At 68.7% G+C, this 14,423-nt stretch carries 14 protein-coding genes; 4 read left to right on the forward strand and 10 right to left on the reverse strand.

From position 1 onward, the window contains the following. Nucleotides 1-13: 13 nt before the first annotated feature. Together MAA8898_RS08790 and MAA8898_RS08795 are read right to left on the reverse strand one after the other, a co-directional pair. Nucleotides 14-1,132 (reverse strand): DUF8173 domain-containing protein, encoded by a 1,119-nt coding sequence (locus MAA8898_RS08790; protein WP_094020622.1) that lies wholly within the window; start codon nt 1,130-1,132, stop codon nt 14-16. Nucleotides 1,133-1,296: 164 nt separating this feature from the next. Continuing rightward, nucleotides 1,297-1,647 carry a hypothetical protein gene (locus tag MAA8898_RS08795; protein ID WP_141194817.1) on the reverse strand — a complete coding sequence of 117 codons (351 nt, stop codon included), beginning with the start codon at nt 1,645-1,647 and terminating at the stop codon, nt 1,297-1,299. A gap of 179 nt (nt 1,648-1,826) precedes the next feature. Between MAA8898_RS08795 and MAA8898_RS08800 the strand changes: the two genes are divergently transcribed. Next, a complete protein-coding gene (locus MAA8898_RS08800; RefSeq protein WP_176445109.1) occupies nt 1,827-2,264 on the forward strand; it encodes a gamma-glutamylcyclotransferase family protein in 438 nt (145 codons plus the stop codon). Nucleotides 2,265-2,287: 23 nt separating this feature from the next. On the opposite strand, the gene clpS is transcribed toward MAA8898_RS08800, so the two are convergent. The 3 genes from clpS to MAA8898_RS08815 form a co-directional block, all read right to left on the reverse strand. Continuing rightward, on the reverse strand, nt 2,288-2,593 hold the full coding sequence (gene clpS, locus MAA8898_RS08805) for an ATP-dependent Clp protease adapter ClpS (RefSeq protein ID WP_094020625.1): 306 nt from the start codon (nt 2,591-2,593) through the stop codon (nt 2,288-2,290). A 164-nt stretch (nt 2,594-2,757) separates the two neighbouring features. After that, nucleotides 2,758-4,401, reverse strand: a complete 1,644-nt coding sequence (gene groL / locus MAA8898_RS08810; protein WP_094020626.1) for a chaperonin GroEL — start codon at nt 4,399-4,401, stop codon at nt 2,758-2,760. Between the two features lie 84 nt (nt 4,402-4,485). Further along, complete coding sequence (locus MAA8898_RS08815) at nt 4,486-4,797, reverse strand: co-chaperone GroES (RefSeq protein ID WP_094020627.1); 312 nt, start codon at nt 4,795-4,797, stop codon at nt 4,486-4,488. 234 nt (nt 4,798-5,031) lie between these two features. On the opposite strand from MAA8898_RS08815, the gene MAA8898_RS08820 reads away from it, so the two are divergent. Together MAA8898_RS08820 and MAA8898_RS08825 are read left to right on the forward strand one after the other, a co-directional pair. After that, nucleotides 5,032-6,564, forward strand: a complete 1,533-nt coding sequence (locus tag MAA8898_RS08820; RefSeq protein WP_094020628.1) for a hypothetical protein — start codon at nt 5,032-5,034, stop codon at nt 6,562-6,564. Between the two features lie 234 nt (nt 6,565-6,798). Further along, nucleotides 6,799-7,761 carry a DMT family transporter gene (locus MAA8898_RS08825; protein WP_094020629.1) on the forward strand — a complete coding sequence of 321 codons (963 nt, stop codon included), beginning with the start codon at nt 6,799-6,801 and terminating at the stop codon, nt 7,759-7,761. Here the strand turns inward: MAA8898_RS08825 and MAA8898_RS08830 are convergent. Then, nucleotides 7,731-8,411 (reverse strand): DUF2161 domain-containing phosphodiesterase, encoded by a 681-nt coding sequence (locus MAA8898_RS08830; protein WP_094020875.1) that lies wholly within the window; start codon nt 8,409-8,411, stop codon nt 7,731-7,733. The two genes, MAA8898_RS08825 and MAA8898_RS08830, sit on opposite strands and share 31 nt — an antisense overlap. An 81-nt stretch (nt 8,412-8,492) precedes the next feature. Between MAA8898_RS08830 and MAA8898_RS08835 the strand changes: the two genes are divergently transcribed. Beyond that, nucleotides 8,493-9,485, forward strand: a complete 993-nt coding sequence (locus MAA8898_RS08835) for a TraB/GumN family protein (protein WP_094020630.1) — start codon at nt 8,493-8,495, stop codon at nt 9,483-9,485. A 27-nt stretch (nt 9,486-9,512) separates the two neighbouring features. On the opposite strand, the gene MAA8898_RS08840 is transcribed toward MAA8898_RS08835, so the two are convergent. The 4 genes from MAA8898_RS08840 to coaBC form a co-directional block, all read right to left on the reverse strand. Beyond that, nucleotides 9,513-11,534 (reverse strand): M3 family metallopeptidase, encoded by a 2,022-nt coding sequence (locus MAA8898_RS08840; RefSeq protein WP_094020631.1) that lies wholly within the window; start codon nt 11,532-11,534, stop codon nt 9,513-9,515. Between the two features lie 91 nt (nt 11,535-11,625). Then, nucleotides 11,626-12,675, reverse strand: a complete 1,050-nt coding sequence (locus MAA8898_RS08845; RefSeq protein ID WP_094020632.1) for a HesA/MoeB/ThiF family protein — start codon at nt 12,673-12,675, stop codon at nt 11,626-11,628. Beyond that, nucleotides 12,675-13,127, reverse strand: coding sequence for a dUTP diphosphatase (gene dut, locus MAA8898_RS08850; protein WP_094020633.1), 453 nt, complete (start codon nt 13,125-13,127; stop codon nt 12,675-12,677). Before dut ends, MAA8898_RS08845 begins: the two co-directional genes overlap by 1 nt. 36 nt (nt 13,128-13,163) lie before the next feature. After that, nucleotides 13,164-14,387: a bifunctional phosphopantothenoylcysteine decarboxylase/phosphopantothenate--cysteine ligase CoaBC gene (gene coaBC / locus MAA8898_RS08855; RefSeq protein WP_094020634.1), complete on the reverse strand. Its 1,224-nt coding sequence runs from the start codon at nt 14,385-14,387 to the stop codon at nt 13,164-13,166. Between the last annotated feature and the right edge of the window lie 36 nt (nt 14,388-14,423).

The following is a 14,423-nucleotide window of genomic DNA, read 5'->3' on the forward strand; positions in this document are numbered from 1 at the left end:
GCCGCGCAAGGGCTCAGGCCGCGTCGGACACGAAGAAGCGCGGCCGGAACAACACCAGCGCGCAGGCCCCCGCCCCCGCCAGCGACAACAGCAGCACCGCCAGCCAGCCAAAGAACGGCACCATCGCGATCAACCCCACCGCCACGGCCCCCACCGCCGCCGCGATGGCGCGGTCGCGCAGGTTTTCCGGATCGTGCCGCCCCAGCGCCGACAGCGCCGCCACGCCCAGCGCATAGGCCCCGACGACATAGCCGGCGTAGCCCGCCGCCACGGCCGCCAGGATCGCCAGGGGTGTCAGCAGCGCGCCGATCAGCGTCAGCAGCAGCAGGATGCCCGCCCCGGTCAGCGCCGACATCGTGACGAACCCCGCCAGCAGCGACCGGCCCGGCCGGCCCAGCACGGTGCGGCGCAGTCGCGCCATGGTCTGCGGCGCCAGCGCCGCCGCCGCCGCGGCGACCGCGGTCAGCACGATGGCGCTGACGACAAAGCCGCGCCACAGGTCGCGCCCGGTGACCGGCATGTATTTCGACGGCTTGCCAAAGTCCTTGTCAAACCCCTCCATTTCGCGCCGGTCGATCCGCTCGGCCGGGATGACCCATTCGGGCACCTGCAAGCTGCCGGGATCGTCCTCGAACAGGATCAGCCGGCCGCTGACGCGGGCATCCGGCCCCCACTCGATCGTGTTCGCCGCGATCGCCGCATCGCCTTCGACCGTGCCCTGGAACCGCAGGAAAGCCCCCGTCGCCAGCAGGCTGCCCGAAACCGGGCCGGTCAGGATCAGGTCGTCGCCAAAGATCCGCAGGTCGCCGGCAATCGCGCCGGTGACCGTCACCTCCTGCGCCGCCAGCGTCGCATCGCCGGCCACGGCGCCTTCGGCCCGGACGGTCTGGCCCGCAGCATAAAGATCGCCGCCCAGCGCGCCGCGCATCTCCACCCGCCGCCCGGCCAGGTGGCCGCTGCCGGTGGCGTCACCGCTGACGATCAGCCGTTCACCGGCGACGAACAGGTCGTCCCGGCCCTCGGCGTTCAGCGTCACGAGGCGACCGGCCTGGTACACGTCGGAACCCAGGACAAAGGCACCATCCTGCGCCTGCGCCAGCGAGGCCAGGCTGGCCAGCGTCAGAAATGTCATCACTCTCAGCATCGTCTCAGTCCCCGATTGCCACACATCAGCCTCAGAATACGCAACGATTGCCACACATCAGCCTCAGAATACGCAACGCGCCGGGCGGGCGCCTTGCACAGGATCAAACCCGGACAGGGCGCCGCCGCGGCCCGCGGAACGCCGACAGCACCTCAGCGCCGGCCGCGGCGGGTCGGCGCGTCCGGCTTTGGCGGCTTGCGCGCCTCCTGCTTCAGGTAGCCGTCGATCAGCGACAGGATCGCCTCTTCCTCGGTCACCTGTTTCGCCGTCACCCACATCTCCAGCCTGGCGCGTTCCTCGCAGGACAGCTGGACCAGGATCGGCCGGCGGTCGCCCTGCGACACCGTCTCGGCCCAGTCCAGCCCCGCGTCCATCGCGCGCCGGAGCGTTTGCCGGACAAGGTAGGCCAGCGGCACATGCGCCTCCGATTGCCGCACAAGCTCCTTGCGCAGCGCCTCGGGCAGGCCCAGCACCACGGCTTTTCTCGCATCGCGTCGACTCATGTCTCTCCCCGGTGTCAGGTGTTCGGGACCCTATCAGGTTGCACCGCCGCGGCGAGGGGTCTTTGCCCATGACGTCCCGCCAACCCTGTGTGCGGACGACCGCTTACACATAAGTCACGCTTTCCGACTGCCGGGAAACCGGGTAAATCCGGAGGATGAGGCAGGCTGACGAGACACATATGCACGATTGTCGACACCTCTTCGTCTACGGCACCATGCTGACCGTGGCCGATCGGCCCATGGGTCGCCGGTTGCGGGCGGAGTCGGACTTTGTCGGCTATGGCTGGATCCGCGCGTGCCTGTATCACATCGAGGATCCCGAAAGCCCGGGCAGCACCTATCCCGGCGCGGTGCCCTCCGGCTATGACAAGGACCGCGTCCACGGCGAGCTGTACAGGCTGCACGATCCGCAATCGCTGTTCGAGGTGTTCGACGTCTACGAGGCCTGCGACCCCAAGCGCCCGGAACCGCACGAATTCCAGCGCCGCCGGGTTCCGGTCACGCTGGACGGCGGCGCGGTGATCCCGGCCCTGTGCTATTTCTACAGCTGGGACCTGTCGCGCGCGACACGGGTGCCGTCGGGACTGCACAACCGGGTGCCGCAGACCGCGCGCTGAGGCCCGCACCGCGAGGCCGCGCCTCACTCCTCCCGCTCGGTGGTGAAGGTCAGCGGATACCCGGCCGCCTGGCCGGCCGATGTGCCTTGCTGCGCCTTGGTCTCGGCCACTTCCCGGGTGTAGACCGCCACCACGCAGGCCCCGCGCCGGTGCGCCGTCAGCATGACGCCCAGCGCCTCGCCCTCGGTCATGCGGAACACGCCCTTCAGCACCGTCACGACAAAGTCGCGCGGGGTGAAGTCATCGTTCAGCAGGATGACCTTGTAGAGCTTCGGGCGCTCGGTCCGCGTCTTCGCCTGCGGCCTTGGCGTGACGGTGGTCCTGGTCATGACACGCCTCCGGGCACATGCGGATCGACGCGGCTCAGGATGGCAGGTCGCGCGCCCCATATCCAGCGTCACGGCCGAACCGGAGCACCGGGGGCAAACGACCGCCGCATAAAAAAGGGGCCGCCTTTCGGCGACCCCTTCGATCTGTCGACTGACAGGGTGGCTTACATCATGCCGCCCATGCCGCCCATGTCGGGCATGCCGCCGCCGGCGCCTGCGCCTTCTTTCTGCGGCTTGTCGGCCACCATCGCTTCGGTGGTGATCAGCAGGCCCGCGATCGAGGACGCGTCTTCCAGCGCGGTGCGCACGACCTTGGCCGGGTCGATCACGCCGAACTTGAACATGTCGCCATATTCATCGGTCTGCGCGTTGTAGCCGAACTTCGGATCGTTCGATTCGCGGATCTTGCCCGCGACGACCGAACCGTCCACGCCGGCGTTCTCGGCGATCTGGCGCAGCGGCGATTCCAGGGCGCGGCGCACGATGGCGATCCCCGCGTTCTGGTCGCTGTTGGCGCCGGTCAGGCCTTCCAGCTTCTTGGCGCCCTGCACCAGGGCCACGCCACCGCCGACGACGATGCCTTCCTGCACGGCTGCGCGGGTCGCGTTCAGGGCGTCATCGACGCGGTCCTTGCGCTCTTTGACTTCGACTTCGGTCATGCCGCCGACGCGGATCACGGCAACACCGCCTGCCAGCTTGGCAACGCGCTCCTGCAGCTTCTCACGGTCGTAGTCGCTGGTGGTTTCCTCGATCTGGTTGCGGATCTGGGCAACGCGCGCCTGGATCTCGGCCTTCTCGCCGGCACCGTCGACGATCGTGGTCTCGTCCTTGGTGATGGTCACCTTCTTGGCCGAGCCCAGCATGTCGATGGTCACGTTCTCCAGCTTCATGCCGAGGTCTTCGGAGATCACCTGGCCGCCGGTCAGGATCGCGATGTCCTGCAGCATGGCCTTGCGGCGATCGCCAAAGCCCGGTGCCTTGACGGCCGCGATCTTCAGGCCGCCGCGCAGCTTGTTGACCACGAGGGTGGCCAGCGCTTCGCCTTCGACGTCCTCGGCGATGATCAGCAGCGGCTTTTGCGACTGGATCACCTGCTCGAGCAGCGGCACCATCGGCTGCAGCGACGAGAGTTTCTTCTCGTGCAGCAGGATGATGGCGTCTTCCAGCTCGGCAACCATCTTGTCGGCGTTGGTCACGAAGTACGGCGACAGGTAGCCGCGGTCGAACTGCATGCCCTCGACGACGTCGGTCTCGGTCTCGAGGCCCTTGTTCTCTTCGACGGTGATGACACCCTCGTTGCCGACCTTCTGCATCGCGTCAGCGATCTGGCGGCCGATCTCGGCTTCGCCGTTGGCCGAAATGGTGCCAACCTGTGCGACTTCGTCCGAGTTCTCGACCTTGCGGGCGGCGTCCTTGATGGCCTGGACGACCTTGGAGGTCGCGAGGTCGATGCCGCGCTTGAGGTCCATCGGGTTCATGCCGGCGGCAACCGCCTTCATGCCTTCGCGGACGATGGCCTGGGCCAGCACGGTCGCGGTGGTGGTGCCGTCGCCGGCCTCGTCGTTGGTGCGGGAAGCGACTTCCTTCACCATCTGCGCGCCCATGTTCTCGAACTTGTCCTCAAGCTCGATTTCCTTGGCGACAGACACGCCGTCCTTGGTGATGCGCGGGGCGCCGAACGACTTGTCGAGGACCACGTTGCGGCCTTTCGGGCCCAGGGTCACCTTCACGGCGTCGGCAAGGATGTTAACGCCGCGCAGCATGCGCTGGCGGGCATCGGTGCTGAACTTCACGTCTTTTGCAGACATCTGATGTTCTCCAATCTGATCGAATTTACAGTTTCATCGCGGCGGTCCCGGTCAGCGGGCCCCGCCGTGCATCCCGGTCGGTGTTCAGGCGGCCTTGGCGGCCTTGTCGTCCGACATGATGCCGAGGATGTCGCTTTCCTTCATGATCAGCAGCTCTTCGCCGTTGATCTGGACCTCGGTGCCCGACCACTTGCCGAACAGGATCCGGTCGCCGGCCTTCACGGCCATCTCGATCAGCTCGCCGCTGTCCTTGCGTGCACCTTCGCCACACGCGACAACCACGCCCTCAGCCGGCTTTTCCTTGGCGCTGTCGGGAATGATCAGCCCACCGGCGGTCTTTGCCTCGCCTTCGATGCGGCGGACCAGCACGCGGTCATGAAGCGGTTTGAATGTCATCTTCGAGTTCTCCTGGCTCAAAGTTTCTCCCATACGCCCCGCCGGGGCGGGGGTATTAGCACTCACCGTAGTCGAGTGCCAATGACCGCTAGCTAGGGATCGGGCGGCCGGCTGTCAACAACTTCCCTGCGAGAAAATTTCGCGTTATTTGCCGGTCCGCACCTTGCCCCGCCCTTGCGCGATCCCCATGGCGGGGGAACACTGCGGGCAAGGATTTCAAAAGGATCGCTTGCCATGTTCCGACTTGCCTGCCTGCTGACCGCCGTTGTCCTCGGGGCCGCCGCACCGGCCGGGGCGGCCGACCTCGTGCTGGTGTCCTACCGCTTCAGCGACGAGACGCCGGTGCCCCACCTGCACCTCTCCGGCCCGCTGGAAAAGGAAGACGCCACCGTCCTCCCCGCCCGATTCGCCCAGCTCATGGCCTGTTCCGGCGGGTTGTGCTGGCAAGAGCTGGGGCCGCGTGCCGTGGTCACGCTGGACAGCCCGGGCGGCAGCTACGCCACCGGCGTCGCGCTGGCCGATTTCTTCCGCAGCGAGGCCGTCGCCACCTACATCGACGCGGGCGACACCTGCCTGTCGGCCTGCGGGCTGGCCTTTCTCGGCGGCTCGGCCTTCTGGCCCACCGGCGGCATCGGCACCTACATCGACCGCCGCGTGGCCCCCGGCGGGCGGCTGGGCTTTCACTCGCCCTACTTCACGCTCGAGACCGCCGAACAGGCAGTGCGCTCGGGTCAGCTGGGTGCGCTGCTCAACGGCACCCGCCTCGCCATCGCCGACATCGTCGAGACGCTCAGCCGCTACAACGTCAGCCAGACCGTCCTGCACGAGATCATCCGCATGGGGCCGGATGCCTTTTACGAGGTCTCGACCCCGCGCACCCTGGCCGGCATCCGCGCCAGCCTGCCGGGGTTCGACCCCGCGCTGCTGGGGCTGGGCTGGCGGGAGCAATTCGACAACCTCTGCCGCCACCTCGCCGCCGCGCAATACGCCGTTGCCCCCGAGGTGCTGGAAGACCTCAACATCGGCGATCCGCTGCACGAGACCGCCGAGGACGGCACGCCGATCCTGCTGTTCGGCCTCGAGGACCGGCCGCTGAACGTCTCCGGTTGCGGCCTGCCCGCCGACCGCGAGGGCCAGCCGCTCGACTACATGGCGCTCTACGCCTGGAACGGCGACCCGGACAACCACCGCACCCTGCTCGAATTCCAGAACTCCAACACCGGCGGCTGGTCGACCTTTGCCTATCGCGGCGGGCGGGCCACCGATGGCTACGTCACCCAGGGTTCGCTCAATCACCTGCTGATGCCGCTGGACAGCGACCTGTCCCGCCTGCCCGGCGCGGCGCTGGACCAGATCGACACCACCCGCGCCCGCAGCGCCGCCCCGCGCCTGCCCAGCCACAGTTTGGCCTGGCCCGCGACCCTGACCCATGAAACCCCCTGGTCGCGCAGCTACGAAGGCGCGGGCCTCGTGATCGTCGAACAGACCGGCCCCGCGCACCTCTTTGACGACATCGTCACGCAGGCCGAAGGGACCACGGTGATGTACGAGTTCGACCGCCCGGACACCGTCATCCGCAGCGGCGAGGATGCGTATCAGGGCACCTCCTACTACTGGCTCGCCTTCCGCTCGGGCGACCGGGCGGCCACCCTGCGGATCCAGGCACCCGTGCCCGCCGCCGGCCTGAACACCGCGCAAAAGGACCTGATGGGCCTTGTCGCCTGTTCCGTAGATTTCGAAGGGCTGCACCTCGGCTGCTACAGGTAGTCACCCGGCGCATGGCCGCCATGCGCAAACCGGGACGCTGTGACATCAGCCCCGGCACCCCGTGCGCCCAAGGCGCATAACCGCTTGATCAACGGCCCCTTTTCACACCACTCCGGCGCGCCTCCAGGCAGCGCACCGGGCAGAGCCGCGCCTATCGTGGTGGTTGATCGGTAAGGGTTCCTGACCTACGCTTTGCCCCGGCGCTTTTCGCCGCAAACCTCCAGGTCCCATCCCATGCCCACACCCATCGCCGCGCCCCTGCGCCACGCGCCGCCCCCGTCGCAGGCCGACAACCTGCGCGGCATCGTGCTGATGGCGCTGGGCTTTTTCTCCTTCGCGGCCTGCGACGTGCAGGCCAAGTACCTGACCGAAACGCTGCACCCGGTGCAGGTGGTCTGGCTGCGCCAGTTCGGCCTGTTCTTGGGGGTCCTGGTGCTGATCGTGCTGCGCGGGCCGCAGATCCTGCGTTCGCGGCTGCCGTGGTTGCAGGTCACGCGCGGCCTCACGGCGGTGTTCTCGGCGGTCTTCTTCATCGTCTCGATCAGCTTCGTGCCGCTGGCCGACGCCGTCGCCGTGACCTTCATCGCGCCCTTTGTCGTCACCGTGCTGGGCGCGGTGTTCCTGCGTGAACCGGTGGGCATCCGGCGCTGGATCGCCGTCGCCGTGGGCTTTGTCGGCATGCTGATCGTGATCCGCCCCGGCATGGGCGTGCTGCACCCCGCCATCGGCCTGACCGTGGTCGCCGCCTCCTTTTTCGCCCTGCGGCAGGTCCTGTCGCGCAGCCTCAGCGGCGCCGACCCGGTGATCACCACCGTGGCCTATACCTCGATCACCTCCACCGCCGTGGCCTCGCTGGCGCTGCCCTTCGTCTGGCACACGCCCGAGACGCTGCACCTCTGGCTGGTCATCGTCGGCCTCGCCGTGACCGCCGCCGTGGGCGAGGTGCTGGTGATCCGCGCGCTGGACATCGCGCAGGCGGTTGTCCTCGCGCCGCTGCATTACTCGCTGATCATCTGGGGCACCTTCTACGGCTACGTCGTCTTTTCCGACCTGCCCGATTTGTGGACGCTGATCGGCTGCACGATCATCATCGCCTCCGGCCTCTACACCCTGAACCGCGAGGCCCGCGCCGCGCGCCGCACCCGGCTGGAGGCGCGCGAGGCCGCTCAGCCCGCGCCCGACGGCTCCCAGCTGTAGGCCCAGTGGGTCAGCCCGGCGCGGCCCGTCTCGGTCAGCGCGTAGACCCCGGTGCCGACCCGCTCGAACCAGCCATAGTGATTGTCCCGCATGATCCGCGTCGCCGCCGCAACGCCGGTCGCCGCTGCGACATCGCGGCCCCGGCAAGTGCCATGCTCGGCCAGGTGCGCCGCGCAGACCAGCGAATCCTGCCGGTAGCCGGTGACGATCCCGTGCCGCGTCGCGCCGCCGTCGTTCGGATCGCCGCGCAGCCGCTCGAAGGCGCGCAGCAGCTTGGCCGCCTTGGCCTTCTGGCGGCGCGGCGCGTAGGGCCCCGGATCGCACAGCACCTCGACAACGCCGTCCACGCGCACGGTGATGAATCCCAGCCCCAGCCGCCGGCACATCGCCGTGTTGTCCTTCAGCGCCCGCCGCGCCCCCTTGCCCTTGGGCCGCGCCACCGCGATGTAGACCTGCTCCGTCACCGCCAGCCGCGCGCAGGCCTGGTGGTACAGCGCCAGCGTGATCCGCAGCTTCAGCTCCACGATGACCGGCGGCTCATCGCCGCGCAGCGCCATGATGTCGACCGCGCCGACCTCGCCCTTGACGGCATAGCCCTGCCCTTCCAGCAGCGCCTTGATCGGCCCGTAAAGATCGCTTTCCCGTTGCATTTCGACACAGTTCCCCGCCGCCGCGCCCTTGTCCAGAGGGGCCATGCCGCCTAGGAACACGGAATGTGATAGGAGATCCCGATGCGCCTGATCCTGCTTGCCCTGACCCTGTGCGGCCTCTGCGCCGCCCCGCTGCACGCCGCCTGCCAGGGACAGGACCTGAGCACCACGCTGACCGCCGAGGAGCGCGCCACGCTGGAGACCCGCCTGGCCGCCACCCCCTACCCCGAGGGCAATCACTGGCGCGCCACCCGGGATGGCGAGGTGCTGCACCTCATTGGCACCATGCACCTGGGCGATGACCGCCTCGACGGCCCGGTCGCGCGGCTGGTGCCGCTGGTCGAAGGCGCGGCACTGCTGCTGCTGGAAATGACGCAAGTAGAACAGCGCCAACTGGAACAGGCGCTGGCCACGGACACCGACATGCTGCTGCTGCCCGACAGCACCCTGCCCGAGCTTCTGCCCGAGGAAGACTGGGACCAGCTGGCCGAGGCGATGCGCGCCCGCGGCATGCCGCCCTTCATGGCCGCCCGGATGCGGCCCTGGTACGTCTCCATGCTGCTGGCGATCCCGCCCTGCATGACCGGGCAACTGACCGAACGCAACGGCCTCGATGCCCGGCTCGAGGCCGCCGCCGGCGCGGCCGGGGTGCCCACCCGCGCGCTCGAACCCTATGACATCGGCTTTGCCGCCTTTGCCGACATGCCCTTCGACACGCAGCTCCTGATGATCCGCTCGGCGCTGGCCACGCCGGACACCGCCGAGGACCTGTTCGAAACCGTGCTGTCGGCCTATTTCGCACAAACCCACGCCGCCGGGCAGATCGCGCTCGAGGTGCTGTCGCCCCGCCTGACCCCGCTGACCGAGGCCGAGAATGCGCTGGTGTTCGAACAGCTGGATGCCGCCCTGATCTCCGGGCGCAACCGCGCCTGGATCCCGGAAATCCTCGCCGCGCTGGACGACACCGATGGCCCCGTGGTCGCCGCCTTCGGCGCCGCCCACCTGCCCGGCGAGACCGGCGTGCTGAAGCTGCTGGAACAGGAAGGGTTCACGCTGGAACGGCTGCCGTTCTGAACGCGCCGCTCCCGCCCGTGCCCGGCCTCAGGCCGCCAGGCCGCGCCCCCTGAGCAGCGCCTCGACCCCCGGCATCCGGCCACGGAACTGCATGTACAGTTCTTCGGCCTCGACCGACCCGCCGCGCGACAGGATAAAGCGTTCCAGCTTGCGCGCTGTTTCTGGGTCGAAGGCCCCGCCCGCCTCCTCGAACGCCTGAAAGGCGTCGGCGTCCATCACCTCTGACCACATGTAGCTGTAGTACCCGGCCGAATAGCCGTCTCCGGCGAACACATGGGCAAAATGCGGCGTGGCGTGGCGCATGCCGATGGCGCGCGGCATCCCCAGCGATTCCAGCACCTCGGCCTGCTTCTGCATCGGGTCGGCGGGGGCCGCGCCGCTGTGGAACTCCAGGTCCACCATGGCGGAGGCCACGTATTCCACCGTCTGGAACCCCATGTCGAAGGTCGCCGCCTTCAGCACCTTGTCCAGCAGCGCCTGCGGCATCGCCTCGCCGGTCTCGGCATGGGTGGCGAATTCGGCCAGCACCTCGGGCACCTCCAGCCAGTGTTCATACAGCTGCGACGGCAGTTCGACGAAGTCCCGCGCGACCGATGTCCCCGAGACCGAGCCGAACTCGACATCCGACAGCATCTGGTGCAGCGCGTGGCCGAACTCGTGGAACAGCGTGCGCGCATCGTCGTAGGACAACAGCGCCGGCTTGCCCGCCGACGGCTTGGCAAAGTTGCAGACGTTCACCACGACCGGCGTCTTTTCCACCGGCCGTTTGGCCTGGCTGCGGAAGGCCGAACACCAGGCGCCCGAGCGTTTCGAGGACCGCGCGAAATAGTCGCCGATGAAGACAGCGACGTGTTTGCCGTCGCGCGTCACCTCCCAGGCCCGGCAGTCGGGATGGTACAGCGGCACGTCCAAAGGCGCGAAGTCGAGGCCAAACAGCCGGTTGGCGCAGGCAAAGGAGGCGTCGATCATCCGGTCCAGTTGCAGGTAGGGCTTCAGTTCCGCCTCATCGAGATCGTGCAGCGCGCGGCGGCGCTTTTCGGCGTAGTAGCGCCAGTCCCAGGGCTCCAGCGGCCCGGCGATCCCGTCGGCCTTCAGCATCTGTGCCATCTCGGCGGCGTCCCTGTCGGCCGCGCCCTTGGCCGGCTCCCAGACCGCCATCAGCAGTTCGCGCACCCGGTCGGGCGTCCCCGCCATCTCGGTTTCCAGCTTGTAGGCGGCGAAATCCGGGTAGCCCAGCAGCCTCGCCCGCTCTTCGCGCAGCTTCAGGATCTCGGCGGCGATGCCCCGGTTGTCCGTCTCGCCGCCGTTCTCGCCACGCATCACCCAGGCCCGCCAGGCCTTTTCGCGCAGGTCACGGCGCGGCGAGAATTGCAGGAACGGCACGATCAGCGACCGCGACAGCGTGACCACCGGCCCGCCCGCGCCCAGCGCCTCGCCCGCCGCCCGGGCGGCATCCGCGACAAAGCCCGGCAGCCCCTCAAGGTCCGCTTCCGACAGCGGCATCGACCAGTCGGATTCGTCCTTCAGCAGGTTCTGGGTAAAGGAGGTGCCCAACACCGCCAGCCGCGACTTCACCTCCTTCATGCGCTCGGCTTCATCGCCCTCCAGCGCCGCCCCACCCCGGACAAAGCCGCGATGCGTCAGGTACAGCACCCGCGCTTCTTCCTCGCTCAGGCCCAGTTCATCCCGCCGCGCCCAGAGGTCCGAGATCCGCCCAAACAGCGCCTTGTTCGCATTGATCGCCGAGAAATGCGCCGACAGTTTTGGTGAAAAGGCCCGCTGCAACGCCTGCCGCGCGTCGTTGCTGTCCGCGCCCGAGATGTTGAAGAAGACCCCCAGCACCTTGTCCAGCGCCTCGCCCGCCCCTTCCATCGCCTCGATGGTATTGGCAAAGGTCGGCACCTCGTCAGACCCGGCAATGGCCTCGATCTCGGCCATGTGGGCCGCCAGCGCCTGTTCCAGCGCCGGTTCGTAATCGGTGTCGGAAATCTCGGCAAAGGGCGCAAGGCCAAAGGGCGTGTTCCATTCGGCCAGCAAGGGATTGGTCATCTCTGTCTCCTGATCCTGTCGGGTTGAAGCTAGGCGCGGCACCCGCGCCCTTCAATCGCCCGACGTGTTTCTTGGCGCCACCCGGTCCGGCTCAGGCCCCGCCGCCGCACACCGGGCAGTCCTCGCGCCGCTTGAGCCGGATCTTGCGCGTCTCCCCCCAGAGCGCATCGTAGATCAGCATCTCGCCGCGCAGCACCGCGCCCGCCCCGGCGATCAGCTTGACGCATTCCACCGCCATCATCGATCCGACAACCCCCGGCAAGGGCCCCAGCACCCCCGCCTCGGCGCAGCTGGGCGCCAGCCCCGCCGCCGGCGCCTCGGGGAAAACGCACTGGTAGCAGGGCCCCTCGGTCGCCGGGTCAAACACCGAGACCTGCCCCTCCCACTGCGACAGCGCGCCCGAAATCAGCGGCTTGCCCGCCGCCACGCAGGCCCGGTTCACCAGGTAGCGGGTGTCGAAATTGTCGGTGCCGTCCAGCACCACGTCATACTCGGCCAGCAGTTCGTCCACGATTTCGGCGGTCAGCCGCCGCTTGTAGGGCCGCACCTCCAGGTAGGGGTTCAGCGCCTCCATCGCGGCCTGCGCCGAAAACACCTTGGCCATGCCGATCCGCGCATCGGTGTGGATCACCTGCCGTTGCAGGTTGCCGCTGTCGACTTCGTCGTCGTCGATCACCCCCACCGTGCCGACCCCGGCCGCCGCAAGGTACAACAACGCCGGTGAGCCCAGCCCCCCGGCCCCCACCACCAACACCTTTGCCAGTTTCAGCCGCTTCTGCCCCGGCCCGCCCAGCTCGCGCAGCACGATGTGACGCGCGTAGCGCTCCAACTCGCCTTCGCGGAACTTGCCCGGCACCGGCTTCGGCGCTTCCGCCGCTTCCTTGACCACCGCCCGCGCCTTCAGCCGCCGCAGCACCAGCCAATAGCCCAGCCCCAGCGCGACAAAGCCACCCAGGATCAGCCATCCCGCCGCGCTGCCGCCGGTCGCCTGCCGCAACGGGTGGCCAAAGGGCAGCACCACCTGCACCGCCAGCACGCCGACATACAAGAGCCCCAGCATGTAGAGCCGCGCCACCACCGGCGTCTTCATCAGGTGGCCGACACCCCAAAGCGCCGCCGCCAACACAAGCACCAAAGCCATCAGCCGCGCCCCGTCGAGCCAAAGCCGCCATCCCCGCGCGCGGTTTCCGTCAGCGCGCCTTCACGAAAGACCGCGCGAATAACCGGCGCCACCACCATCTGCGCGATCCGGTCGCCATGCGACACCACGAACGCCTCGGCACCTGCGTTCATCACGATCACCCCCAGGGGCCCGCGATAGTCGCTGTCGATGGTCCCCGGCGCGTTCGGCAGCGTGATCCCGTGCTTCAGCGCCAGCCCCGAACGCGGCCGCACCTGCACCTCGTAGCCCTCGGGAATGGCCAGCCGCAGCCCGGTCGGCACCAGCGCCCGCGCCCCGGGCGCCAGCACGACGCTCCCGCGATCCACCAGGTTGGCGCGCAGGTCCGCCCCCGCCGCCCCCGGCGTGGCATAGAGCGGCAGGCCAAGCGCGCGGTCCGCGTCCGTGTCCCACTCGAACAGGATCTCTACCATCGCGGTTTCTTCTCTGTGAAAATACCCATCACAAGGCTAGACACCCGCGTCACCTCCGGCCCGGGCACCGCCCAGCGCCTCGGCGATCCGCGCCGCCAGCCGCTCGGCCACCACGCGCTTGGACGCACGCGGCCAGGACTCGGCACCGTCTTCCGAGATCAGCACCACCGCGTTTTCCGTCCCGCCCATGATCCCCGTCGCGGGGGACACGTCGTTGGCCAGGATCCAGTCACAGCCCTTGCGCAGCCGCTTGGCGGTGGCATGGGCGACAACGTCGTCGGTCTCGGCGGCAAAGCCGACCACCAGCCGGGGCCGCCCCTCTGTCAGCTGCGACACCTCGCGCAGGATGTCGGGGTTCTCGGCGAACTCCAGCACCGGCAGGCGGCCGCCCTCCTTCTTGATCTTCGACCCGCTGGCCGAGGCGACGCGCCAGTCCGCCACCGCCGCGGCGAACACACCCGCATCGACCGGCAGCGCCGCATGCACCGCCTCGCGCATCTCGCGCGCGGTCTCCACCTCGACCACCTTCACGCTCGCGGGCCGGGCGGCGTCAGCCGGGCCGGTGACAAAGACCACCTCCGCGCCCAGGTCGCGCAGCGCCTCGGCAATCGCCGTGCCCTGCGCACCCGAGGACCGGTTGGCGATGTAGCGCACCGGGTCGATGGGCTCGTGTGTCGGCCCCGACGTCACCAGCACCCGCCGCCCGGCCAGAGGACCGGCGCTGAAAAACGCCTCCATCGCCGCGACGATCTCCAGCGGTTCCGCCATCCGCCCCGGGCCGTATTCGCCGCAGGCCATGTCGCCGCTGTTCGGCCCCACCACGCGCAGACCGTCGCCTTGCAGCACGGCCAGGTTGCGCTGCGTGGCCGGGTGCTCCCACATGCGGACGTTCATCGCAGGCGCAATCATCACCGGCGTGTCGGTCGCCATCAGCAGCGTCGTGGCCAGGTCGTCGGCATGGCCGCCCGCCATCCTGGCCATCAGGTCGGCGGTGCAGGGCGCCACTACCAGCAGGTCCGCCACGCGGCTCAGCTGGATGTGGCCCATCTGCGCCTCCTTGGTGAGGTCAAAGAGGTCGCGGTGGACCTCTTCGCCGGCCAGCGCGGAGACACTCAAGGGCGTGACAAATTGCTCGGCCGCGCGGGTCATCACCGGGGTGACCGCCGCGCCGCGTTCACGCAGGCGCCGGATCAGGTCCAGGCACTTGTAGGCGGCGATGCCGCCGCCGATGATCAACAGGATGCGTTTTCCGGCCAGCACGTGGCGCCCTCCTTGAGACCCCCGCACTATGCAGCA

The organism is Antarctobacter aquimaris, from assembly GCF_900184945.1.
Taxonomy (GTDB): domain Bacteria; phylum Pseudomonadota; class Alphaproteobacteria; order Rhodobacterales; family Rhodobacteraceae; genus Maliponia; species Maliponia aquimaris.